General features: G+C 52.4%; 20 protein-coding genes and 1 pseudogene. 19 read left to right on the forward strand and 2 right to left on the reverse strand.

The features are described from left to right. Window positions 1–21: 21 nt before the first annotated feature. From DOCECA_RS04655 to DOCECA_RS04745, 19 genes and pseudogenes are all read left to right on the forward strand, one after another. Window positions 22–2,229, forward strand: a complete 2,208-nt coding sequence (locus DOCECA_RS04655; protein ID WP_445572146.1) for a bifunctional prephenate dehydrogenase/3-phosphoshikimate 1-carboxyvinyltransferase — start codon at window positions 22–24, stop codon at window positions 2,227–2,229. Next, the gene (gene cmk / locus DOCECA_RS04660) at window positions 2,226–2,915 is read left to right on the forward strand and encodes a (d)CMP kinase (protein WP_030141014.1); all 690 of its coding nucleotides are present in this window, start codon (window positions 2,226–2,228) and stop codon (window positions 2,913–2,915) included. The genes DOCECA_RS04655 and cmk overlap by 4 nt, the downstream gene beginning before the upstream one ends. Before the next feature lie 120 nt (window positions 2,916–3,035). Beyond that, window positions 3,036–4,727 (forward strand): 30S ribosomal protein S1, encoded by a 1,692-nt coding sequence (rpsA, locus tag DOCECA_RS04665; RefSeq protein WP_030141013.1) that lies wholly within the window; start codon window positions 3,036–3,038, stop codon window positions 4,725–4,727. Between the two features lie 201 nt (window positions 4,728–4,928). After that, complete coding sequence (locus DOCECA_RS04670) at window positions 4,929–5,207, forward strand: hypothetical protein (protein WP_420767790.1); 279 nt, start codon at window positions 4,929–4,931, stop codon at window positions 5,205–5,207. Window positions 5,208–5,352: 145 nt separating this feature from the next. Then, window positions 5,353–5,649 carry an integration host factor subunit beta gene (ihfB, locus tag DOCECA_RS04675; RefSeq protein WP_420767791.1) on the forward strand — a complete coding sequence of 99 codons (297 nt, stop codon included), beginning with the start codon at window positions 5,353–5,355 and terminating at the stop codon, window positions 5,647–5,649. Between the two features lie 26 nt (window positions 5,650–5,675). Beyond that, complete coding sequence (locus tag DOCECA_RS04680; RefSeq protein ID WP_420767792.1) at window positions 5,676–5,900, forward strand: lipopolysaccharide assembly protein LapA domain-containing protein; 225 nt, start codon at window positions 5,676–5,678, stop codon at window positions 5,898–5,900. A 187-nt stretch (window positions 5,901–6,087) separates the two neighbouring features. Beyond that, entirely contained in the window at window positions 6,088–7,131 is a 1,044-nt protein-coding gene (locus DOCECA_RS04685) for an LPS O-antigen chain length determinant protein WzzB (protein WP_445571511.1), read from the forward strand. Window positions 7,132–7,435: 304 nt separating this feature from the next. After that, complete coding sequence (locus tag DOCECA_RS04690) at window positions 7,436–8,719, forward strand: oligosaccharide flippase family protein (protein WP_445571512.1); 1,284 nt, start codon at window positions 7,436–7,438, stop codon at window positions 8,717–8,719. Further along, a complete protein-coding gene (locus tag DOCECA_RS04695; RefSeq protein WP_445571513.1) occupies window positions 8,716–9,882 on the forward strand; it encodes an EpsG family protein in 1,167 nt (388 codons plus the stop codon). The genes DOCECA_RS04690 and DOCECA_RS04695 overlap by 4 nt, the downstream gene beginning before the upstream one ends. Then, window positions 9,882–11,084, forward strand: a complete 1,203-nt coding sequence (locus DOCECA_RS04700) for a glycosyltransferase family 4 protein (RefSeq protein ID WP_445571514.1) — start codon at window positions 9,882–9,884, stop codon at window positions 11,082–11,084. The genes DOCECA_RS04695 and DOCECA_RS04700 overlap by 1 nt, the downstream gene beginning before the upstream one ends. A gap of 12 nt (window positions 11,085–11,096) precedes the next feature. Next, window positions 11,097–12,134: a polysaccharide biosynthesis protein gene (locus DOCECA_RS04705; RefSeq protein WP_445571515.1), complete on the forward strand. Its 1,038-nt coding sequence runs from the start codon at window positions 11,097–11,099 to the stop codon at window positions 12,132–12,134. Window positions 12,135–12,137: 3 nt separating this feature from the next. Further along, window positions 12,138–13,253, forward strand: a complete 1,116-nt coding sequence (gene wbjC / locus DOCECA_RS04710; protein ID WP_445571516.1) for a UDP-2-acetamido-2,6-beta-L-arabino-hexul-4-ose reductase — start codon at window positions 12,138–12,140, stop codon at window positions 13,251–13,253. A 163-nt stretch (window positions 13,254–13,416) separates the two neighbouring features. Continuing rightward, window positions 13,417–14,547, forward strand: coding sequence for a non-hydrolyzing UDP-N-acetylglucosamine 2-epimerase (gene wecB / locus DOCECA_RS04715; RefSeq protein WP_445571517.1), 1,131 nt, complete (start codon window positions 13,417–13,419; stop codon window positions 14,545–14,547). Window positions 14,548–14,561: 14 nt separating this feature from the next. Beyond that, a pseudogene (locus DOCECA_RS04720) lies at window positions 14,562–15,814 on the forward strand (glycosyltransferase family 4 protein). Beyond that, window positions 15,814–16,779 carry a UDP-glucose 4-epimerase family protein gene (locus tag DOCECA_RS04725; protein WP_445571518.1) on the forward strand — a complete coding sequence of 322 codons (966 nt, stop codon included), beginning with the start codon at window positions 15,814–15,816 and terminating at the stop codon, window positions 16,777–16,779. The pseudogene DOCECA_RS04720 and the gene DOCECA_RS04725 overlap by 1 nt, the downstream one beginning before the upstream one ends. After that, on the forward strand, window positions 16,776–17,792 hold the full coding sequence (locus DOCECA_RS04730; protein ID WP_445571519.1) for an MraY family glycosyltransferase: 1,017 nt from the start codon (window positions 16,776–16,778) through the stop codon (window positions 17,790–17,792). The genes DOCECA_RS04725 and DOCECA_RS04730 overlap by 4 nt, the downstream gene beginning before the upstream one ends. 99 nt (window positions 17,793–17,891) lie before the next feature. After that, window positions 17,892–19,901 (forward strand): polysaccharide biosynthesis protein, encoded by a 2,010-nt coding sequence (locus DOCECA_RS04735; RefSeq protein ID WP_445572147.1) that lies wholly within the window; start codon window positions 17,892–17,894, stop codon window positions 19,899–19,901. Between the two features lie 642 nt (window positions 19,902–20,543). After that, a complete protein-coding gene (locus DOCECA_RS04740) occupies window positions 20,544–22,538 on the forward strand; it encodes a polysaccharide biosynthesis protein (RefSeq protein ID WP_445572148.1) in 1,995 nt (664 codons plus the stop codon). A gap of 114 nt (window positions 22,539–22,652) precedes the next feature. Continuing rightward, complete coding sequence (locus DOCECA_RS04745; protein WP_445571520.1) at window positions 22,653–22,985, forward strand: ComEA family DNA-binding protein; 333 nt, start codon at window positions 22,653–22,655, stop codon at window positions 22,983–22,985. Between the two features lie 111 nt (window positions 22,986–23,096). Here the strand turns inward: DOCECA_RS04745 and rffA are convergent, their stop codons facing one another. Continuing rightward, window positions 23,097–24,200 carry a dTDP-4-amino-4,6-dideoxygalactose transaminase gene (gene rffA, locus DOCECA_RS04750; RefSeq protein ID WP_445572149.1) on the reverse strand — a complete coding sequence of 368 codons (1,104 nt, stop codon included), beginning with the start codon at window positions 24,198–24,200 and terminating at the stop codon, window positions 23,097–23,099. 49 nt (window positions 24,201–24,249) lie between these two features. After that, window positions 24,250–25,002, reverse strand: coding sequence for a class I SAM-dependent methyltransferase (locus DOCECA_RS04755; RefSeq protein ID WP_445571521.1), 753 nt, complete (start codon window positions 25,000–25,002; stop codon window positions 24,250–24,252). Between the last annotated feature and the right edge of the window lie 7 nt (window positions 25,003–25,009).

Here is a 25,009-nt window from a genome sequence, read left to right on the forward strand (position 1 = left end):
TTGCTGCAACCTGCGACCCCTATGATCGGTCGCCTGGTGGTGGTCGGCCTGGGGTTGATTGGCGGTTCGTTCGCCAAGGGCCTTCGTGAAAGCGGGCTGTGCCAGGAAGTCGTGGGCGTCGATCTTGACCCGCATTCACGCAAGCTGGCGGTAGAGCTGGGCGTGGTGGACCGCTGTGAAGACGATTTGCAGGTCGCTTGCCAGGGCGCGGATGTGATCCAGCTGGCGGTGCCGATCCTGGCCATGGAGAAACTACTGGCCCGATTGGCCGGCATGGAGCTCGGGCAAGCGATTCTCACCGACGTCGGCAGTGCCAAGGGCAATGTTGTGCGGGCGGCGACCGAGGCGTTTGGCGGCGTGCCGGCGCGTTTCGTGCCCGGTCACCCGATCGCCGGCTCCGAACAGAGCGGGGTGGAGGCTTCCAATGCCGAGCTGTTCCGTCGGCACAAGGTCATCCTAACGCCGTTGGACCAGACGGACCCGACGGCGCTGGCGGTGGTGGATCGCCTGTGGCGCGAGTTGGGTGCGGATGTCGAGCACATGCAGGTCGAGCGACACGACGAAGTATTGGCCGCCACCAGCCATTTGCCGCATCTGCTGGCGTTCGGTCTGGTGGATTCATTGGCCAAACGCAATGAAAATCTTGAGATCTTCCGTTACGCTGCCGGCGGTTTCCGCGATTTCACGAGAATCGCGGGTAGCGACCCGGTCATGTGGCATGACATCTTCCTCGCCAACCGTGAAGCTGTCCTACGCACACTCGATACATTTCGCAGCGACCTCGACGCCTTGCGCGACGCGGTCGATGCAGGGGACGGGCACCAATTGCTGGGCGTTTTCACACGTGCCAGGGTGGCCCGCGAGCATTTCAGTAAAATCCTGGCCCGTCGGGCCTATGTGGACGCTATGAACTCCAACGATCTGATTTTCCTGGCACAACCTGGTGGCTCCCTCAGGGGGCGGATTCGTGTACCGGGCGATAAATCGATTTCCCACCGTTCGATCATGCTCGGCTCGCTGGCCGAGGGCGTGACCGAGGTGGAAGGTTTCCTCGAGGGTGAAGACGCTCTGGCGACGCTGCAAGCGTTTCGCGACATGGGCGTGGTCATCGAAGGTCCGCACCACGGCCGCGTGACGATTCATGGTGTCGGCCTGCACGGCCTCAAGCCTGCGCCGGGCCCGATCTACCTGGGCAACTCCGGCACCTCGATGCGCCTGTTGTCCGGCCTGCTGGCCGCCCAGGACTTCGACAGCACCCTGACCGGCGATGCCTCGCTGTCCAAGCGCCCGATGAACCGTGTTGCCAACCCGTTGCGGGAAATGGGCGCGGTGATCGAGACCGCTGCCGAGGGCCGTCCACCCATGACCATTCGTGGTGGCAACAAGCTCAAGGGCCTGACCTACACCATGCCGATGGCCAGTGCCCAGGTGAAATCCTGCCTGCTGCTGGCGGGCCTCTACGCCGAAGGCAAGACGACGGTCACCGAGCCGGCTCCGACCCGCGACCACACCGAACGCATGCTGCGTGGCTTCGGCTACCCGGTCACGGTCGACGGCGCCACGGCGTCTGTTGAATCCGGCAACAAACTGACCGCGACCCACATCGAAGTGCCTGGCGATATCTCTTCGTCGGCGTTCTTCCTGGTGGCGGCCTCGATCGCCGAAGGCTCCGACCTGGTGCTGGAGCATGTCGGCATCAACCCGACCCGTACCGGCGTGATCGACATCCTGCGCCTCATGGGCGCCGACATCACCCTGGAGAACCAGCGTGAAGTGGGCGGCGAACCGGTTGCGGACTTGCGCGTACGAGCGGCTAAACTCAAGGGCATCGAGATTCCGGAAGCGCTGGTTCCCCTGGCGATTGACGAGTTCCCGGTGCTGTTCGTGGCGGCTGCCTGCGCGGAAGGCCGCACTGTGCTGACTGGCGCCGAAGAGCTGCGGGTCAAGGAATCGGACCGCATCCAGGTGATGGCGGACGGCCTGCTCGCGCTCGGCGTCAAATGTGAGCCGACGCCGGATGGCATCATCATCGACGGCGGCCAGATTGGTGGCGGCGAGGTCCATGGGCACGGTGATCACCGTATCGCCATGGCCTTCAGTGTTGCGTCCCTGCGCGCCAGCGCGCCGATCCGTATCCATGATTGCGCCAACGTCGCCACGTCGTTCCCGAACTTCCTGGCGTTGTGCGCGCAGGTCGGTATTCGAGTAGCACAAGAGGCACAGTCGTGAACATCAAGGCACCGGTCATCACCATCGATGGCCCAAGCGGATCGGGCAAGGGCACCATCGCCGGCATGCTGGCCAAGCAACTGGGCTGGAATCTGCTCGATTCCGGTGCCCTGTATCGCTTGCTGGCCTTCGCCGCGGCCAACCATGGCGTCGATCTGACCAATGAAGAGCTGCTCAAGGCCCTTGCCGCCCATCTGGACGTGCAGTTCATCGCGGCCACCGATGGCCAGTTGCAGCGGATCATCCTCGAAGGTGATGAAGTCAGTGATGTCATCCGCACCGAAAGCGTTGGCGCCGGGGCTTCCCAGGTCGCCGCGCTGCCGGCGGTGCGCGAAGCGTTGCTGCAACGCCAGCGGGCTTTCCAGGAGCCGCCGGGGCTGGTGGCGGACGGCCGGGACATGGGCACGGTGGTGTTCACCGATGCGCCGCTGAAGATTTTCCTGACCGCCAGCGCGGAGGAGCGGGCTCGCCGCCGATATTTGCAGTTGAAGGGTAAAGGCGAGGATGTTAGTCTGTCGAGTCTGCTAGATGAGATCCGTGCACGCGACGAGCGTGATACCCAGCGCGCAGTGGCCCCGCTAAAGCCGGCGGCCGATGCGATACAGCTGGATTCCACGGAGTTGTCCATCGATCAGGTGTTGCAACGCATCATGAGTGAAATCGCGCTTCGCGATATCGCCGGGTGACCAGGAAGCTCCGCAGGGGACCAGTCATAGTCCTGCGGTGCTTCTTATATATGAAACTAACCCACATCGTCTGGGGTGTGGAGATGGGCGTTTACTTCGCCCTAATCAACAGGAATTAAAATGAGCGAAAGCTTTGCGGAACTCTTTGAAGAAAGCTTGAAAACCCTGAACCTTCAGGCAGGCTCCATCATCACCGGCGTTATCGTTGATATCGATTACCAGGCTCGCTGGGTAACCGTTCACGCTGGTCTGAAGTCTGAAGCGCTGATCCCGCTTGAGCAGTTCTACAACGACGCTGGCGAACTGAACATCAACGTTGGTGACGAAGTTCACGTAGCGTTGGATTCGGTTGAAGATGGCTTCGGTGAAACCAAGCTGTCCCGTGAAAAAGCCAAGCGTGCTGAATGCTGGATCGTTCTGGAAGCGGCCTTCGCAGCTGAGGAAGTGGTCAAGGGCGTTATCAACGGTAAGGTTAAAGGCGGCTTCACTGTCGACGTTAACGGCATCCGTGCGTTCCTGCCAGGTTCCCTGGTTGACGTTCGTCCAGTGCGCGACACCACGCACCTGGAAGGCAAAGAGCTGGAATTCAAGGTCATCAAGCTGGACCAGAAGCGCAACAACGTTGTCGTTTCCCGTCGCAGTGTCCTGGAAGCCGAGAACTCCGCCGAGCGTGAAGCTCTGCTGGAATCGCTGCAGGAAGGCCAGCAGGTCAAGGGTATCGTCAAAAACCTCACCGATTACGGCGCATTCGTCGATCTGGGTGGCGTCGATGGCCTGCTGCACATCACCGACATGGCCTGGAAGCGTATCAAGCATCCTTCGGAAATCGTCAACGTTGGCGACGAGATCGATGTCAAGGTTCTGAAGTACGATCGCGAGCGCAATCGTGTTTCCCTGGGCCTCAAGCAACTGGGTGAAGATCCATGGGTCGCTATCAAAGCCCGTTACCCAGAAGGCACCCGCGTCACCGCCCGTGTTACCAACCTCACCGACTACGGCTGCTTCGCTGAGCTGGAAGAAGGCGTTGAAGGCCTGGTACACGTCTCCGAAATGGACTGGACCAACAAGAACATCCACCCTTCGAAAGTCGTACAAGTCGGCGACGAAGTGGAAGTCATGGTTCTGGACATCGACGAAGAGCGTCGTCGTATCTCCCTCGGCATCAAGCAGTGCAAGTCCAACCCATGGGAAGACTTCTCTGGCCAGTTCAACAAGGGCGATAAAATCTCCGGCACCATCAAGTCGATCACCGATTTCGGTATCTTCATTGGTCTGGACGGCGGCATCGACGGCCTGGTTCACCTGTCCGACATCTCCTGGAACGAAGTGGGCGAAGAAGCCGTACGCCGTTTCAAGAAGGGCGACGAGCTGGACACCGTTATCCTGTCGGTTGACCCAGAGCGCGAGCGCATCTCCCTGGGTATCAAGCAACTGGAAAGCGATCCGTTCTCCGAGTACGTTCAAGAGAACGACAAAGGCGCAATCGTTAAGGGCATCGTGAAAGAAGTTGACGCCAAAGGCGCCATCATCACCCTGGCCGACGATATCGAAGCGACTCTGAAAGCCTCCGAAATCAGCCGTGACCGCGTTGAAGACGCGCGCAACGTCCTGAAGGAAGGCGAAGAAGTAGAAGCCAAGATCATCAGCGTTGACCGCAAGAGCCGCGTAATCCAGCTCTCCATCAAGTCGAAAGACGACGCTGAAGAGAAAGAAGCAATCCAGAGCCTGCGCGACAAGCCAGCTACTGACATTGCTGCTGGTCCTACCACTCTGGGCGACCTGCTGCGTGCACAGATGGAAAAACAGAACTGAGTTCTGTCAGACCATAAAAAAAGGGCGACTTCGGTCGCCCTTTTTTGTGCCTGCGATTTCTGGTTTGCCAAGGCATTGTAGGGTTGTCCCAGGCGTTCCTCTCGAAGCGTTGCGAAACCAAACGGCCAGCATGGGTGTCTCTTCTATGACACAGCTGGAAAAATTCGGGACAGGGATGCGTCCCTCTAACGAAGGATCTGAATGAATAAGCTCTTTCTGATGTTGGTTGTTCTGCTGCTGGCAGGATGCGCCACGAGCGCCAAGACCCACGCCGTGCGAGGTGTCAGCGGTATCGAGATCGATTGCTCAGGGCTGGGCTCCGGCTGGGAGAAGTGCCATAAGCGCGCAGCCAAGGAGTGCAAGGGGGCAGGCTACAAGGTGATCACTCGATCCGATGATGCAAAAGACCAGGATCAATACCCCTTTGGCTTCAATCCGGCGGGTTACCTGACTCGCACCATGCTGGTCATGTGCCGCTAACCTGCAAATTGTTTTCAGTCTGCGCCAAAAAGGGGCGATCAGGGGGCGCTGAAGATATGTCAAGAGTTGGGCTGTTCAAATTCCTCCGGGCATGCTAAAACCTTTGAAGCGATTTTCCTAGCTGCTTGAAAAAGAAGGGAAAAACATGACGAAGTCGGAGTTGATCGAACGAATTGTCACCCATCAAGGGCTGCTCTCATCCAAGGATGTAGAGCTGGCCATCAAGACCATGCTTGAACAAATGTCCCAATGCCTGGCGACCGGAGATCGTATCGAAATCCGCGGGTTCGGCAGTTTCTCCCTGCACTACCGCGCCCCTCGTGTGGGTCGCAACCCAAAAACAGGTCAATCTGTCAGCCTCGATGGAAAATTCGTACCTCATTTCAAGCCGGGCAAGGAGCTCCGAGACCGGGTGAACGAGGAAGAGGGTGACGAGGTCTGAATCGACCCCAAAAAAAAGAGGTCTCCATGCGGAACTTTAAGCGCCTTGCGCTTGTCGTACTTGCGGTGCTCGTGGCTTCGGCTATCGTACTGTTCGTGCTTGAAAACAATCAGCCTGTCGCGCTGTTGTTCCTGGGATGGTCGGCACCGCAACTTCCTGTTTCGGTTTTTGTGTTGCTCGCGCTCCTCTCTGGAATGATGATTGGCCCCCTATTGGCGTGGATCGCCGGGAGAGGTCGGCGGCTGAAATAAATGGATGTGTGAGCCCAGTAGTCTCGTAGTAAGGATCACTGCCGCAAATTTCTGACTTTGGGTATGTTGCATTTGTTTAAGTTTAATAAAAAGACCGCTGTGTCCGTCGGGGACTTGCCCGCCTTACCTTTTAATGCGACCCGTGTGTCTGCAAGCGCAAAGCTAAAAAAAGGGAGCGAGGCTATCCATGCAAGATAATCGTATTGCAACGCGCGACGACGATGAAATCGACCTGATCGCCCTCGCTCGCGGGCTTTGGGCTCAAAAATGGCTGATCCTCGCCATTACTCTTCTGGTCACTGCTGGCGCCGCTGCTTACGCGTTCCTCAGCAAACCTGTCTATGAAGCAAAGCTTTTTATCATGCCGCCGACTCAGAATGAGATCGCTGAGTTGAACTATGGGCGTGGGAAAAGTACGGAGCTGGAAACTTATACCATCAAGCATGTTTACGATGTTTTTGCTCGTAACTTGCAGGGTGAGTCGCTTCGTCAGACTTTTTTTAATGAGGTTTATCTTCCTTCGCTTGATGAGTCGCAACGAGAGGGGGCTCTTGATCGTTTGTATGAGCGGTTCTCTCGCCAGCTGGTCGTCAAAGGGCCTGGGAAGGATACGCCAGATCGTTTCTCCGTCACTGTGCAAATCGGCGACCCGGTGAAGGCTACCGAGTGGGCCAAGGCCTACGTGGCGCGCGCCAGTGAGGCTGCCGAGGCTGAGCTGGTCAAAAACGTTACTACTGAGGCCGCGGTTCGGGCAAGGAATCTGGAGCAGCGAATTATAAGTCTACGAGAGAATGCTCAACGGGTCCGTGAGGACCGTATTCAGCAGCTTCGAGAGGCTCTAAAAATTGCTGAAACAATTGGTTTGAAGACGCCTGTGATAAACTCCTCCGCTGCAGTTGATATCACTGTCGATACAGGCAGTAAGATGGATTATCAGCGAGGGACTTTAGCTCTGGCGGCGGAGGTATCCGCTCTGGAGGCAAGGGTTTCTGATGATGCATTCATTCCTGATCTACGCACGCTGCAGATGCGTTACGATTTCTATCGTATGCTTAAAGTCGATCCCGATCAAGTGTCGGTATACAGGCAAGATGGCAGCGTAGAGGTTCCACAAACCCCAATTAAGCCAAATAAGCTGGCTATTCTATTGAAAGGACTGATCTTGGGCCTTGTGTTGGGGCTAGGGGGCGCGCTGATGAGGCAGGTATTTCAAGCGCGTGTTGAAGAATAATCGATACATGGCAGCAGCAGCTCCGTATCGATAGGTCTCAGGCAGGTTGGTAATACGTATGCAAGCGATTCATATCCCTTGATAGAAGCAAGACTGGTGGGTTTGTACCGGCTGCAGATGTTGATTTTGACAGCGTTAGTGTTAAGTCATAAATGTGCAGGTCATCAATTTAGATGGGGTGATATTTTGGATATGGACTCTACCAGGCTTTAGGCGATCGATTCTAGCGACATAGATAATTAGTTCTGGTTTCCAAGTTGATGTTGTTATGGTTTTTTGTGTCGCTCGTGCTAGGTGTTGCGCTATGGTTGGCAGTACGGTAATAAGAAAAGGAATGCTTCGGCCGATCATAAATATTGCCGTTCAGGCCGTATTTAAATTGATGTTTTCTGTCGTCTCGCTAAAGGTCGTTGCGTTTTATGTTGGACCTGGCGGAATGGCTGTAGTTGGGCAGGTTCAATCCTTTCTTCAAATCCTAAGTGCCGGTGTTTCATCAGTTACTACCACAGGTGTAGTAAAGTTAGTCGCAGAAGATAAGTACTCTAAAGAAAGTATAGTGCGGACTTCTGCGTTTTTGTTGGTTTCCTTAAGTTTTGTTTGTTTTGTCGCTTTGCTTTTCTCAAGTGGCGAGATAGCAGGTTACTTTCTGCAAGGGGATTGGGTCGTAGTGCTGCTAGTGCTGCCACTGGCAGGTTTTTTTCTAGGGCTGAATAATTTATTTGTGTCCTATTTTAATGGCGTGCAGAAATACAGTGAGTATTTTTGGTACTCGATGATCACTGCTTTTATAACGGCGCTTTCAACTTGCGCCATTTCATTTTATTTTGGTAAAGTGGGGGCGGTTTATTCTGTGGTAATAGCGCCAGTTGTTGCTGGTGTATGCATTTTGTTTTTGCCAAAAAGGTTTCGTCTGCCACGAGTGCGAGGTGCTTTTAAAAAAATTGACGGTAAAATACTAAGAATATTGGTTTCTTATTCCTTCATGGCGTTGGGGTCCGCAGTGGTCGTGTATGGAGGGCAGATTTTCCTGAGAAACTATATTGCAACGAATAGCACAATGGCTGAGTCGGGTCTGTGGTATGCGGCAACACGTCTGTCAGATATTTATATGGGCATCTGTAGCGTATTGTTCTCTACCCTTTTATTGCCAAAGTATAGTGCAATGGAAGGGCGAGTACTGGACAGTTTTATTTGGCGAATGACAGTGGTTGCGTTGGTTTTTGGAGTTGTTCTGGTTCTTGTGGTTGGCCAGTTGGCAGGTTCTATTGTCTGGCTGATTTATGGTGAAGCGTTCGCAATGTCTTCACAGGTGTTGAAGATATATGTCATAGGGGATGGGCTGAAATGTTTGGGCTGGATATTTCTTTATGTGATGCTCGCCAAGCAGCGCGTTCGAGCCTATCTCGTTTATGAGGTGACTACGGCATTTTTGTATCTGGCATCGTGTATTTTTCTGTACCGGCTGTATGGGTTTGAAAATATGGCTTACGGCTATGTTCTGCAAGGCTTGATTTCGCTATTTTTAGTGCTGCTCTGGTTTTTTATTAGTCGAAATAAAACGACGTCTGTAGGGGCGGTCGCGTCATGATGCAATATAATCTTATATATGCATCGATTTGGATGTTGAGCCTGTTGTCATTGAAAAAGACAGGTTCGCCGTCGACGGCGATATATTCATTCCAAGTGGCACTTCTGTCCTTGTTTGTTGGTCTGAAATTTCAGACAGGTTACGACTGGCCTATCTATGAATCACATTACAATGCAATACGAAGTGGCGAAGAGTTTTATCTGGATTTTGAGTTTGGGTATGAATGGCTTGTTCGTGTTTCATCGTTTCTTGGTATGGCGTTTGAGAATTTCTCCGCTTTGGTTTCTATTGTAGAGGTCGTATTCATATCGATCGTAGTGAGGAGCTTTTTTTCTAGGCATTGTTTGCTGGTGTTGGCTGTAATGTATTCTGTCCCGGATTTTTATTTGATTCCGACGTTTTCATTACTTAGGCAGGGGTTGGCGGTTAGTATCTTTCTGCTCGGGGTGCAGAAGTTTTTGTTGGGAAGGCAGTTTCTCGCATTTATACTGTTTGCCGTCTCTGCCTCTATACACTACTCGGTGTTAGGCGGGGTGCTGCTGTTGCTGCTGATTTATCGGTTCCCCTTAAGCCGAACGACCTTTCTCGTCATTTTCCTGGTCTCCGTGGCGCTGTACTTGTCTTCGTTGGATGTTATTCGTGCCGCAGCAGAAGTGCTTATAGTTTATGTGAGTCCAAAATATATGATTTATCTGGATAGGGATGTATTTAATGCTTCTTTTGCATACCGTGCTGCCTATGTCCTTGTGTCAATTGTGATTTCTTCAAGTATTTATCTAGCATGGAGGAATAATGATGCTCAAAATAATACAAATCAATTAGCATCGCCCATGCTCTATCGTCTGGCATTTGTAGGTCTGCTCATTCCACTGATAATATTTGGATTTCCGACGCTGTCTACCAGGTATCAGTATTTTTTCGCAGTCTTTTTAATTGGTGCGGCAATGAATGCATTGCTGCATTTAAATTACAAAAGTCGACTGCTTGCGGTTGTTGTAATTGCTGTAGTCGCGTATTTGCCGTTTTATCGATTTCTCTCGAGTCCACTTTCCATCGTTTATATTCCTTACCAGAGTCAGCTGTTTTATGATGAGCACAATTCGACGGGGCGGGAGCGAACAAATAACCTACTCAATCAACTTGACGAGCTGTGGTCCAAATAATGAGCTTGCGTAAAAATATTGTACTGCTTACCACGAAGTATGCTGACGAAAAAAAAGACGCTTGGCTCACTAATGAGCTGGCGTATTCTATGAGCGAGGAAGGAAACGATGTTACGGTCGTCGTTTTCTCTTGGTTAAAAAACGAGCCGGAATCGGTTACGAAGGTTATCGATGGAATTAAAGTCATACGGATTAAGCTCCCTTCGATATTTTATAGTTCCGGCGTCATAGGGACGGGGTTGAAAATATTTGTATTTCCCTTTTTGGCAAGATATAAAATTGCCCAAGAGATTAAATGCTGTGATTTGCTCATAGCGAATACGCCTTGCGTCACAATTCTAGGAATGTCCCGGTTTTTTAGAAAACGATATAATTCTAAATGTTTTCTTGTGTTGTGGGATTTTTTTCCATTCTATTTGAAAGATCTCGGTGCGATCAGGAATAAGCTGTTCTTCGGTTTCTTTCGATACCTGGAAGAATTGATGTATACCAGTTTTGATCGAATTGGCTGTATGACAGAAGGCAACGCTCGATTCCTTTTTGAAAATTTTCCTTCCGTTTCAAAAGAAAAAGTACAACTTTTGCCGCTCTGGGCAAAAATCAAGAAAATTGAACCGGTCGATAAAAGTAAAGTGAGGAAAAGGTATAATTTGCCGCCTGAAGGATTTGTTGCGATATACGGTGGTGCGATGTCAATTGTACAGGAACTGGAAAATATTCTTGAATTGGCTGCGATGTATTCAAAAGATGAAGTAACTTTCGTTTTTATTGGTAAAGGCACTGAAAAAGATCGTTTGCAAAAAGCAGTTGCTACTCGTGGGTTACAGAATATTATATTTATCGACTATATTCCGCGTGAAGAATATGAGCATGTTGTCCAGTCGTGTGATGTCGGTCTGATATCGCTGTCTAGGAAGTTAACAGTGCCCAGTTTTCCGTCTAAATCTCTTGATTACTTTAAGGTCTCATTGCCGATTCTGGCATCGCTGGATTCGGTCACGGATTTTGGTGATATATTGGAAAATGGCGTTCGCGGCGGCTATGCTGTGGTGGCTGGTGATGCAGCGGCGCTAAAGGCAAAGCTGGATATGCTGATTGAGAACTCAGCGCTATGCGCTGAGTTGGGCAGAAACGGTCGACATTATTATGAAAAAAATTTGAGCGTAGAAAACGCGAGAAGTATCATTATTTCATTATTGTAAATGGGGTTGGTTATGGCTATTTCGTTCAAGGATTCTACGCTTTTAATTACCGGGGGAACAGGTTCCTTCGGAAACGCGGTGCTCAAGCGATTCCTGGATACTGATATCAAAGAAATACGTGTATTTAGCCGGGATGAGAAAAAGCAAGATGATATGCGTAAAAAATATGCCAACAGTAAGTTGAAGTTTTATATTGGTGATGTGAGGGATTTTCAAAGCGTCCTTAACGCTACACGCGGCGTAGACCACATATTTCATGCGGCAGCCTTGAAACAAGTGCCTTCTTGCGAGTTCCATCCTATGGAAGCCGTTAAGACGAACGTACTGGGCACGGATAATGTGCTTGAGGCCGCGATCCAGAATAATGTGAAGCGAGTTGTTTGCCTCAGCACTGATAAAGCTGTTTATCCAATCAACGCAATGGGGATCTCCAAGGCGATGATGGAAAAGGTGATGGTTGCAAAGTCACGTAATGATAACAGTACCGTGATTTGTGGTACGCGTTATGGGAATGTAATGGCTTCCAGAGGGTCGGTGATTCCTTTGTTTATTGATCAAATTAGGTCAGGCACTCCTCTGAGTCTGACTGATCCTAATATGACTCGATTCATGATGACCCTTGCGGACGCTGTTGATCTTGTATTGTATGCGTTTGAGCATGGTTCGAATGGCGATATGTTCGTTCAGAAAGCTCCGGCAGCTACGGTTGAAGTCTTGGCACAAGCATTGACTAGCATGCTTGACGTGCCAGATCATCCTATTCAGGTAATCGGTACGCGACACGGCGAAAAACTGTTTGAAGCGCTGCTTAGCCGCGAGGAAATGGCATGTGCCGAGGACCGTGGTGATTATTTCCGTGTGCCTCCTGATCTACGCGATCTGAACTATGCTAAGTTCGTAGAGCAAGGTGAAACAAAAATTTCTCGTACCGAAGATTATAACTCTCATAATACTGAGCGTCTGGATGTAGAAGGTATGCAGGAACTGTTACTCAAATTGGACTTCATGCGTGCGATTCAGCGCGGTGAGCACGCGACGCCTGAGGAGTAATTAATGAAAATTTTGATAACAGGCGCTAACGGCTTTATTGGTCGCAATCTCGTATCGCATTTTTATGTTAAATCCAATGTTGAGGTATTATCATTCACACGTAATGATTCTATCGCGAGTCTCCCAGCTTTAATTAATCAAGTGGATTTTGTTTTTCATTTGGCTGGGATCAATCGTCCTCAAGATCCCCTAGATTTTCAAAAGGGTAACACTGATCTTACTGGTGCCCTTTGCGATGCGATCCGAAAAAGTGGTCGGCCGGTACCTGTGGTCTATACCTCGTCTACTCAAGCGCCCTTGGATAACCCCTATGGAAGCAGTAAGCTTGGGGCTGAACAATTATTAATAGATTTGCAAGATAAAACCGGATCGCCGGTACATATATTTCGTTTGCCTAATGTCTTCGGTAAATGGGCACGGCCTAACTATAATTCAGCCGTAGCTACATTCTGCCATAACATTGCTCACGGATTGCCGATTACAATAAATGATTCAAATGCGGCTCTAAAGCTTACGTATATTGATGATGTCGTACAATGTTTTATGGAAGTTCTAGAGGGAAGAAAGGAAGGAACACCTTTTGTAGAGGTACCTCAGTACGATACCACGGTAGGAGCCCTTGCTGACCAGCTGAAATCCTTCCGTGACAGTCGCGATACGATGATTTCCGAGCGTGTTGGAACGGGATTATGTCGGGCGCTGTACTCTACGTACCTCAGCTATCTGTCCCCTGATCAATTTACCTACGAAGTTCCAAGGCACGTCGATCCTCGGGGTGCTTTTGTTGAGATGTTAAAGACTAAGGATTCTGGCCAGTTTTCTTACTTCACGGCGCATCCGGGCATCACTCGCGGCGGACATTATCACCATTCGAAAACGGAAAAATTTCTTGTTATCAAAGGTACTGCGTGTTTTCGATTCCGCCATATAGTGTCGGGTGAGTTCTATGAGCTGACCACCACAGGTGAACGTTCGGAAATAGTTGAAACCGTGCCAGGGTGGACACATGACATCACGAATATTGGCACCGATGAAATGATTGTGATGCTTTGGGCTAACGAGATTTTTGATCGTTCTGCACCGGATACTTACGCGCTGCCGGTTGGCACAGAGGTTTAGCATCGGATGTCTAGAAATGGCGCTTCAGTCGGCACGTGAAATGAAATCTCCGAATATTTCATCTCATGCCGAGGGTTTGAGTGGTCATCGTTGGCGTTACCGCTCGGTGGTGTTGCGTTGATATGTCAAGTAAGTTTAATTTATTCAAAAATGGCCATAGCAAATGAAAAAACTAAAAGTCGTAACTGTAGTCGGCACTCGTCCGGAAATCATTCGCTTGTCGCGGGTCATGGCCGCGCTGGACCAGTACTGTGAGCATGTCCTTGTTCATACGGGGCAGAATTACGACTACGAGCTGAACGAGATTTTCTTTCAGGACTTAGGCATCCGAAAGCCAGACCACTTCTTGAATGCAGCCGGGAGCACCGGCGCGGAAACCATAGGCAATGTCATCATCGCGTTTGACCGGGTGCTGGCTTTCATCGAGCCTGAAGCCGTGCTGGTACTGGGCGATACAAACAGTTGCATGGCCGTTATTCCCGCCAAGCGACGCAAGATTCCCACGTTCCATATGGAGGCTGGGAACCGCTGCTTTGACATGCGCGTCCCTGAGGAAATCAATCGACGTATCGTTGACCATACGGCAGACGTCAACCTGACCTATAGCACTATCGCTCGAGATTATCTGCTAAGCGAAGGTTTGCCTGCAGACCGTGTCATCAAGACGGGCAGTCCTATGTTTGAAGTGCTCAACCATTATCGCGATAGCATCGAGGCTTCCAACGTCCTGGAGCGACTTGGCTTGGAGGCGGGTAAGTTCTTCGTGGTCAGCGCTCACCGCGAAGAGAACGTCGATTCGGATAAGAATTTTCTCAAATTGGTCGAAGTGCTCAATACCGTGGCCAGTACGTTTGGCCAGCCTGTTATCGTCTCTACCCATCCGCGCACCCAAAAGCGTGTTGATTCCATGGGCATCGTGTTTCATGAAAATGTCCGATTGCTCAAGCCTTTGGGATTCATGGATTACAATAAACTGCAACTCGAGTCGCATGCGGCTCTGTCTGACAGCGGCACTATCAATGAAGAGTCCTCCATTCTCAATTTCCCCGCCTTGAACCTGCGCGAAGCTCATGAGCGACCAGAGGGAATGGAAGAAGCGGCTGTGATGATGGTGGGGTTGGAAATCGAGCGAGTGCTGCAAGGATTGAATATTCTTCAGGCACAAAAATCCGGCAGCGAGCGCAGCCTTCGCTTGGTGGCGGACTACAGCATGCCTAACGTTTCGGAAAAGGTTGTCAGGATCCTGCACAGCTATACCGACTACGTAAATCGTGTTGTTTGGAAGCGGTATTGAGTCGAGTTGTGGACATGCCGGAGAGCAAACTGGATATTTTGGTGGTCACGCAGTATTTCTGGCCGGAGAACATGCGTATCAACGACCTGGTACGTGACTTCACCGAAAAAGGGCACTCGGTCACGGTACTTACCGGGGTGCCTAATTATCCGGAAGGAGAGGTGTTTGAAGCCTACAAGGCAGCACCTGCGCAGTTCACCGAATATCAGGGGGCCCAGGTTGTCCGGGTGCCTATGCTCCCGCGCGGCAAACGCAGCATCCAGTTGATCTTCAACTACCTGAGTTTTTTTTCCAGTGCTTCTACCTTGGGTGCCTATTCGTTGCGAGGACGCAGTTTCGATGCCATATTCGTCTACGCAGTGTCCCCGATCATGGCGGCTATCCCTGCGTTGGTGATCGGCCGCTTGAAGAAAGCCCCCGTGTTTATCTGGGTGCTGGATTTGTGGCCGGACACTCTGAAGGCGGTTGGCGTATTGAAACAACCGGCATTATTGTCCATGGTGGGTCGGATGGTGTCTTGGATCTATAACCGTGCTGACTACCTTTTGCTGCAATCCAATGGTTTTCTAGAGAATGTCAAAGGCTACTGTACTCGGTCCATAGACTCGCAACGTTTGATTTACTTTCCCAGTTGGGCTGAAGATGACTTCTCTGCAGCTCCGGATCACTCGACCTCGATACTTGCACGTGAGGAGTCGGTATTTACGGTGGTATTCGCTGGGAATCTGGGTGAAGCTCAGGATTTCCCTGCCGTGCTGGACGCTGTTGAGCAACTGCGCGGGAAAGTTGCTGTGCGTTGGGTCATTGTCGGCGATGGCCGGATGAGTCAGTGGCTGAGCCAGCAGGTGAGCGCGCGAGGCTTGGATAACGTTCTGCTTTTGGGCAGGCATCCATTGGATGCCATGCCTGCCTTGTTCTCCAACGCCGATGCACTGTTGGTGTCACTGAAGACCAATGATGTGTTTGAAAAAACCATCCCCGGCAAAGTCCAGGCTTACCTGGCTTCGGGCAGGCCTCTGCTGGGTATGATCAATGGTGAAGCTGCACGTGTAATCGACGAGTCCGGTGCGGGGTTTACATGTGCATCCGGCGACGCGGATGGCTTGGCACGTATCACTCAGGCATTGGCGGACATTACCCCCCCCTACGCAAGGTCATGGGAGAGAGCGGCCGTGACTATTATCTTCAGCACTACTCCAAGCAACGACTACTGATGCGTTTGGAAGATATTTTCAGAAAAGCCACGCTACGGAGGGTGAACCACTGATGCAGCAAAGTATTCTCGTGACCGGTGCGAGTGGGTTTGTAGGCGGAGCGGTCTCCCTAAGGTTACAGGCAGACTCAGGAAGATCGGTGGTTGCCGTGGTTCGCGGTGATCGGCATTTATCAGCGCCTATCAGTACCGTGCGGATCGACTCGTTTTCTGCGCAAACCCAGTGGCGCGCGCACTTGGCCAACGTGGATACAATCATTCATTGCGCTGCTCGCGTGCACGTAATGCATGATACGGAAGCTGATCCGCTGGCTGCTTTTCGGCAGGTCAACGTGGAAGGAACGCTGAATTTTGCCAGGCAAGCAGCTGAAGCCGGCGTCCGTCGATTTATTTTTATCAGTTCCATCAAAGTGAACGGGGAAGGTACCCCGGCCGGCCAACCTTATACCGCCGACGATATGCCTGCGCCGACGGACCCGTATGGCGTGTCCAAGCAGGAGGCTGAGCAGGGCCTTCGGGAAGTGGCGCAGGCGACAGAAATGGAAGTGGTTATCATCCGGCCTGTCCTGGTTTATGGGCCCGGCGTGAAGGCTAATTTCTTGAATATGATGCGTTGGCTGGACAAAGGGGTGCCTTTGCCATTCGGTTCCATCGATAACCGGCGCAGCCTGGTAAGCATCGATAACCTGGTCGATCTCATCGTGACGTGCATTGATCATCCAGCGGCGGCGAACCAGACCCTCCTGGTCAACGATGGAGAAGATCTATCGACCACGATGTTGCTCAGTCGGATGGCCCACGCGCTGGGTAAACCTGCGCGGTTGATTCCGGTCCCCAGTTGGATACTCGAGCGCGGCGCCAGCATGCTGGGCAGGAAAGCGCTGTCCCAGCGCCTGTGTGGTTCGCTGCAGGTCAGCATCGAGAAGACCCGTACACTTTTGAATTGGAACCCTCCCGTGAGTGTCGATGATGCACTGGCCAAGACCGCACGGCATTTCAGGATGAATCAAGCTAAATGACGTATTTTTGGTTATTTGCCTCTGTCACGATGGCTTCACTATTCATGACTGCGGGGCTGCGTCGCTATGCCTTGGCGCGTAGCATCATCGATATTCCGAATGCACGCAGCTCCCACAGTATCCCGACGCCCCGGGGCGGGGGCGTCGCCATCGTCGTGGCGTTCCTGCTGACACTGCCCGTGCTGGGCCAATTGGGTTTGGCACAGCTTCACCACCTGATCGCGTTGGGTGGGGCAGGTGCATTGGTCGCCATCGTGGGTTTCATGGATGACCATGGACATATTGCGGCGCGGTGGCGATTGCTTGGGCATTTCAGTGCTGCGGTCTGGGCGTTGGCATGGCTTGAAGGCTTGGCGCCTCTGGACCTGTTTGGTGTTAGTGTGGATCTATCCTGGATAGGGCATGCCCTGGCGGCTTTTTATCTTGTCTGGCTTCTCAACCTGTATAACTTCATGGACGGTATTGACGGTATCGCCAGTATAGAGGCGGTGCTGGCTTGCCTGGGGGTGAGTGCCCTGTACGTTCTGTCGGGTTTCACCGATCTGGTCTGGCCTCCGTTGGTCTTGGCCGCTGCCGTGCTGGGCTTTCTGTTCTGGAATTTTCCACCCGCGAAAATTTTCATGGGGGATGCGGGCAGTGGCTTCCTGGGCACCGCACTCGGAATCATGTCCCTGCAAGCCGCCTGGGTTTCCCCGGCCTTGTTCTGGGCGTGGCTGATCCTGCTGGGAGTGTTCATCGTCGACGCGACCGTCACCCTGATCCGGCGGTTTTTGCGGGGTGATAAAGTTTACGAGGCCCATCGTAGCCATGCCTATCAGTTTGCCTCGCGCCATTATGGGCATCATCGCCCTGTCACGTTGGCAGTGGCGGCGATCAATGTGCTGTGGTTGTTTCCCCTGGCGTGGTGTGTCGTGGTCCTAAAGCTGGATGGGCTGACGGGTGTTTTGCTGGCCTACGTGCCCCTGGTGTTATTGGCTTTCAAGTTCAAGGCCGGCCAGCTGGAGGGCGCCTGAATATCCCGGGTATAGACGTAAAATGGGTCATGGACGGCTGTCATCGAGCAGTTGGACATAACGAAAATGGGTACGAACAACAAGGTGCTGGAAACATCCATGGATAGACTTCGTGTTGAATTGCTGGGCCTGCCACGTCGGCAGAAGCGCCTGCTTCAGGTCGTGACCGATGTACTGCTGGTCTGGACCGCCCTGTGGTTGGCGTTCGCAGTGCGCCTTGGTTTCGACGAGATGATCAATCCGTTTAGCAGTTATCCGTGGCTCCTTGTCTGTGCTTCTTTCATTGCTATCCCACTGTTTGTTCGTTTTGGTATGTACCGTGCCGTCATGCGTTACCTGGGTAACGATGCCTTGGTCGCGATCGTCAAGGCCGTCAGCCTGAGCGCGTTGGTTTTGGCGCTCGTGGTGTACTGGGGCGGCTCTTACATGACGCCTGTGCCGCGTTCTGTGATCTTCAATTACTGGTGGCTCAGCCTGGTGATGATCGGCGGTTTGAGATTGCTCATGCGCCAATATTTCATGGGCGACTGGTTCATTCCCTCCGGTCAGATGCCCTTCGTCAACCGTGGTGCCGGTCTTACCAAAGTGGCGATCTACGGAGCCGGGGCCGCCGGTAATCAGCTTGTAGCGGCCTTGCGTATTGGTCGAGACATGCAGCCGGTGGCTTTCATCGATGATGACACCAGTATTGCGAATCGAATGGTCTCTGGTTTGCAGGTATTCAAGCCCAAGCATATTCAGAAGATGATTGAACTTACCGGCGCTCAGGAAGTGCTATTGGCCGTTCCTTCGGCCAGTCGTGCGCGACGCCGTGAAATCCTCGGGTACCTGGAAGGCTATCCATTGTACGTACGCAGTGTGCCGGGTTTTATGGATCTGGCCAGTGGCCGTGTGAAAGTCGACGACATCCAAGAGGTCGATATTGCCGACTTGTTGGGGCGCGATGCGGTGCCTGCACAACCCGAGCTTCTGTCCCGTTGTATCAGCGCTAAGGTCATTCTGGTCACGGGAGCGGGTGGGTCGATCGGTTCTGAACTCTGTCGTCAGATTCTCGCCCTGCAACCGTCCACTTTGCTGTTGTTCGATCATAGTGAGTTCAACCTCTACAGCATCTTGAGTGAACTGGAAGGGACCATCGTCCGACAATCGATCCCGGTGAACTTATTGCCGATCCTGGGCTCGGTGCGCAATGCGGCTAAATTGTTTGATGTCATGACTTCCTGGAACGTCGAAACGGTGTATCACGCAGCAGCGTATAAGCATGTGCCCTTGGTGGAGCATAATATTGCCGAAGGTATGCTTAACAACGTCATCGGTACGTTGAATACCGCGCAAGCGGCGTTGAAGGCCCAGGTCGAGAACTTCGTGCTCATTTCCACGGACAAGGCCGTGCGCCCTACCAATGTCATGGGCAGCACCAAGCGCCTGGCTGAATTGGTCTTGCAGGCTCTGAGTCAAGAACTCGCGCCGGTGCTCTTCGCAGACAGTGGTAATGTTGCCTGGGTCAACAAGACCCGTTTCGTCATGGTGCGCTTCGGTAATGTGCTCGGGTCGTCCGGCTCGGTTATTCCGCGTTTCCGCCAGCAGATCAAGTCCGGCGGTCCCATCACCGTCACGCATCCCAATATCACCCGTTATTTCATGACGATTCCAGAAGCGGCCCAGTTGGTGATCCAGGCGGGGTCCATGGGGCGGGGCGGCGATGTGTTTGTGCTGGACATGGGGGAGCCGGTGAAAATCGCCGAGCTGGCGGAGCAAATGGTCCACCTGTCTGGCTTGAATGTGTGTTCCGAGAAGAACGTGCACGGTGATATTGCGATTGAATTCACCGGTTTGCGGCCGGGCGAGAAGCTTTATGAAGAGTTGCTGATCGGTGACAACGTGATCGCGACCCAGCACCCGATGATCATGAGCGCCAATGAAGACCATCTGCCGTGGGAACAACTCAAGGCCAAACTGGATGAACTGATGGCCGCCGTTACCAACGATGAGTATTCACGGGTCCGAATGCTGCTACGCGAAACCGTGAGCGGTTACGCGCCCGAAGGCGAGATCGTCGATTGGATATTCCAACAACGACGCTCGATAGCGCAACACAAGGATCGTTAAGGGAGCATGTTGGCGGTTGCCAGGTGGATCGGTATGCCGTTCAAAGTCAGCGAAAAAAGCTGCCGTGGATATGTTGTCAGGGATAAAAAACTTTCATTAATTTCCTGTTGGCCTGAGGACGTCATTATGGGCATGCTCCATTAAATGATGGGCCTTGCTGACGCGCGATGATTTTTTACTACAAGCCAATCCAAAGTGCCGAAAAGAGGCGGCGCTGAGCGATCGTCCAGGCACTTTTGATTCATCCAGCATTACGCGGATTTTGACTGATTGCAATGCCACTGTGTCCTCCAGCATGGCTGCTGATGCGTAAATATTTCTTGACGATCATCGACTATGGTAGGTTGCCCGCCTCAGCCATAAACATACGGGCGCTCTCTGCTCGACCCGTTGCAATGGCCGTCATGCCTTGTTGCCTGTTGCGGCGGCTTCGTGTTCCGGAGCCTGGTGCGGCGAGGCAGGTAATAACGTGCCGCTGGGGTCATGGGCTTCGGCTCACGCTGGGATGACCAAATAAGGTCTAATCTTGGAAGCTGATACAGCTATTCTTTTCAATGAGTGTTTTACCAGTGATGTGTGACGTCCACCGTTTCAATAAAAATGGAGTTGCGCCAGAGGCAGGTCAAGATGCATAAAGGATTTATGGATAAGTTAAGAATCTTCCTGCTGGGATTGCCGCGACGCCACAAGCGGGCGATACAAGTGGCAACAGACATTATCCTTGTCTGGATCGCCTTATGGATGGCGTTCGCCGTTCGTCTGGGAGTTGAAGCATTGGCCAGCCCGATTGCAACGCATTTATGGCTTTTTGGCTCCGCCCCATTGGTCGCCATCCCGATCTTCATCCGTTTTGGCATGTATCGCGCTGTCATGCGTTATTTCGGAAATGATGCGCTGGTCGCGATTTGCAAGGCGGTCAGCCTTTCGGCCTTGTTACTGGCCCTTGTCGTGTATTGGTACAGCAATCATAAAACCGTGGTGCCACGCTCCATTATTTTCAATTATTGGTGGTTGAGTCTGATCATGATTGGCGGTTTACGCCTGATGATGCGACAGTATTTCTTGGGCGACTGGTTCGCCGCAGCTCAACATGTTCCATTCACCAATCGTGACGATGGCCTGCCCAAGGTTGCTATCTACGGCGCCGGGGCCGCTGGCAATCAATTAGTGGCCGCGCTACGCATGGGGCGGGTGATGAGACCCGTTGCATTTATAGATGACGACAGCGATATCACCGACCGCGTGATCGCCGGGTTGCAGGTTTACGCGCCCAGAAATATTCAAAAGATGATCGATGCAACCGGCGCAGAAGAAGTTCTGCTGGCAGTGCCTTCCTCATCACGTGGGCGCCGTCGGGAGATATTGGCGCTGCTTGAGGGGTTCCCGCTGCACGTGCGCAGCGTCCCGGGCTTCATGGACCTGGCCAGTGGTCGGGTCAAGGTCGATGACATCCAGGAAGTGGATATCGCGGATCTTCTTGGGCGCGATTCGGTACCTGCGCAAGCTGAGCTGCTTGAGCATTGCATCGTTGGGCAGTCGGTCCTGGTCACTGGAGCCGGTGGTTCGATTGGTTCCGAGCTTTGTCGGCAAATCCTGGCACTGAAGCCGACTACGTTGCTGCTGTATGAGCATAGCGAATTCAATCTTTATAGCATTCTGACTGAGCTCGAACCACGAGTCATTCGGGAATCGTTCTCGGTTCGGCTGTTGCCTATCCTCGGATCGGTACGAGACGAGGACAAACTGCTGGACGTGATGAAGACCTGGAGTGTCGATACGGTCTATCACGCCGCCGCTTATAAACACGTCCCGATGGTCGAGCACAACATCGCCGAAGGCATCCTGAACAATGTAATTGGTACATTGAACACAGCACAGGCTGCGTTACAGGCGGGGGTATCGAACTTCGTCCTGATCTCCACCGATAAAGCGGTGCGCCCGACCAATGTAATGGGCAGCACCAAGCGGCTCGCGGAGCTGACATTGCAAGCCCTCAGTCGTGAACTCGCCCCGGTGTTGTTCGGCGACAAGGGCAACGTCTCGCGGGTCAACAAGACACGTTTCACCATGGTCCGGTTCGGCAATGTATTGGGCTCGTCCGGTTCGGTTATCCCCTTGTTCCATAAACAGATCAAATCTGGAGGGCCGTTGACCGTTACCCATCCCAAGATCACCCGCTATTTCATGACCATTCCCGAGGCCGCACAGTTGGTGATCCAGGCGGGCTCCATGGGGTTGGGCGGAGATGTGTTCGTGCTGGACATGGGAGATCCAGTGAAAATTGTCGAGCTGGCAGAAAAAATGATTCATTTGTCCGGCCTGAGCGTTCGATCGGAAAAGAATCCCCACGGTGACATTGCAATCCAATTCACAGGCCTGCGTCCGGGCGAGAAGCTTTACGAAGAGTTGTTGATTGGTTACGACGTCGCCGCGACCCAGCACCCGATGATCATGAGCGCCAACGAAGACTACCTGCCTTGGGACGTCCTCAAGAGCAAGCTGGCTGAGTTGCTGGCCGCAATTGAGCGCGATGACTATACCAGGGTCCGCCAGCTACTTCGGGATACTGTCAGTGGTTACGCCCCGGACGGAGAGATTGTCGACTGGATCTATCAGCAACGGCGTCTTGAGCCCTGATTGATACACAACCGGTAACGTACACATTTTTGACAGCGATGCATCATCGCCTAAGTTTGAGAGGCAGCTTGGGAAAAGCTGTTTCTTTCTTAACGACGTCATGGAGCTTCACTGATGCATACACGCTATTTCTACTCCTTGGTTTTTGCCCTTCTGACCGGCGCCTCAATAGCTGCTATCGCCGCGCCTGCCGCCAAACTGGAAACCGTAGCCCCGCAGCAGGTCATTGAGGTTGGAGCATCTCAACGCATAAAAATCGATCTTAATGATGCCGATGCCGCGACCTTGCAACGAGAGCTGTTGGGGGTTGGAGAAGCCAAGGCCAAGGCGATTGTTGCTTACCGTGAAAGTAACGGGACGTTTTCATCGGTTGAAGAGCTGTTGGAGGTCAAGGGAATTGGCAAGGCTATCGTAGACAGGAATCGTGACAAGTTGGAAGTGAGATGAGGGTTAAGTAGTAAACGAAAAAGGCCGGTCTCGATGACCGGCCTTTTTGCATGTGCGTACGTAGTTCTAGCCCTATACAAAAACACTCGAACTAATTGCATGCGCATATTTTCAGGAAACGGCACGCTGTAGCGAGTCGACGATATGGGTGAGTTGGTCCTCACTCAGCCCCATCCAGAGTGGCAGGCGGATCAAACGTTCCGACAAGGTGTCTGTATTTGTCATCGCGCCATGGGTACGACCGTAACGTAGCCCTGCTGGCGAGGAATGCAGCGGTACGTAGTGGAACACCGAAGAAATATGGTCGCGCTTGAGTTTATCTAGCGTGCGCTGGCGGTCGATGCCGGGAGCAAGCAAAACATAATACATGTGCGCATTGTGTGTGCAATTTGCCGGGATGATCGGACGGCGTACTGCGCCTGTCAACTCAAGCCTCTCGAGCGCCTGATGATAGCGGCTCCAGCTATTCAGGCGATTCTGTGTAATCGATTGTGCCTCTTCCAGTTGTGCCCAAAGAAACGCGGCGGTCAATTCCCCTGGCAAATAGGATGATCCGACTTCCTGCCAAGTGTACTTGTCGACCTCCCCTCTGAAGAAGCGGCTTCGGTCCGTACCTTTCTCGCGAATAATTTCGGCGCGCAATGAGATTGCGGGGTCGTTGACCAATAGCGCGCCGCCTTCACCGGAGATGACGTTCTTGGTTTCATGGAAGCTATACGCACCTAAATCACCAATACTGCCTAAAGCTCTTCCTTTATACGAGGCCATGACCCCCTGAGCAGCATCCTCTACCACATAGAGGCCGTGCCGGCGGGCGATCTCCATTATCGTGTCCATTTCGCATGCAACGCCAGCGTAGTGAACCGGAACGATTGCCTTGGTGCGAGGTGTAATTGCGGCTTCAATTAACCTTTCGTCCAAATTTAAGGTGTCTTCTCTGATATCCACAAATACGGGTATCCCGCCGCGCAACACGAATGCGTTAGCGGTGGAAACGAATGTGTAAGACGGCATGATGACTTCGTCCCCAGGTTGAATATCCAGCAATAGCGCGGACATTTCCAAGGCGGCAGTGCATGAGTGTGTCAGTAATACCTTTTCACTGTGGCTATACTGTTCCAGCCACTGATGGCACCGCCGGGTGAACGGGCCGTCGCCCGAGAGTTTATTGAGGAATTTTGCCTCGGCGATATAGTAAAGCTCTTTACCCGTCATGTAAGGGCGATTGAAGGGGATTTTAAAGTCGTTCACTGCATGTCTCCGATTATTGTTTTTCAGCTAACAACAGGAGCGAGCCCCCGAAGGGGAACGTGATACCTGCCTTCAAAATGCCAAGCTCTATCTTCATGACGAACTCCAGGAACCGATTGGTTCGCTCAGAAACATTGAACTCGCTGTTCACTTCTGCGTCCTTTTGTCCAGGACGCTGCCTGGCCAGCCACATCAGGGGAACAAGAAAACTGACAAAAGACGTCACGTATCGAATTTCGAATCCGGCGTCTTTCACCTTGGCGATGAGTTCGCGGCGAGTATAGCGGCGCACATGACAGGCGCGTTCATCTGCTGCAGACCAAAGCCATTTGTGCTGGGGAACAGTCAGCAATAAATGACCATTTTTGTGCAGCGCGCGTGAAAGATTCGTCAGGACCTGCTCGTCTTCTTCTATATGCTCGATGACATCAAAAGCGCCAATCACGTCGAATCGTCCTACATCGACCATGGTGCGCGCGTCCAGCTTTTCAAAGTGTGCCCCGGGTAACCGTCGACGTGCATGCGTCAGGCCTTCTTCGTAAAACTCAGTTCCATGAAGGGTTGCCTCGGGGTACTCCTGGTGGATGCCTTCCAGCACAAAACCAGTACCACAACCAATTTCCAGGAAATTGTGAATTTTGCCGATGCGAGATTTCAATACCCACGTAATTACGCGGTTACGTGCCCGAAACCACCAATGGCGTGACTCAGCCAGGGCAAGGACTTCGAAGGCGGACTTGGGAAACGGGCTGCGATCTGAGTTCATTGACCAG

It is taken from the genome of Pseudomonas sp. E102 (assembly GCF_052660185.1).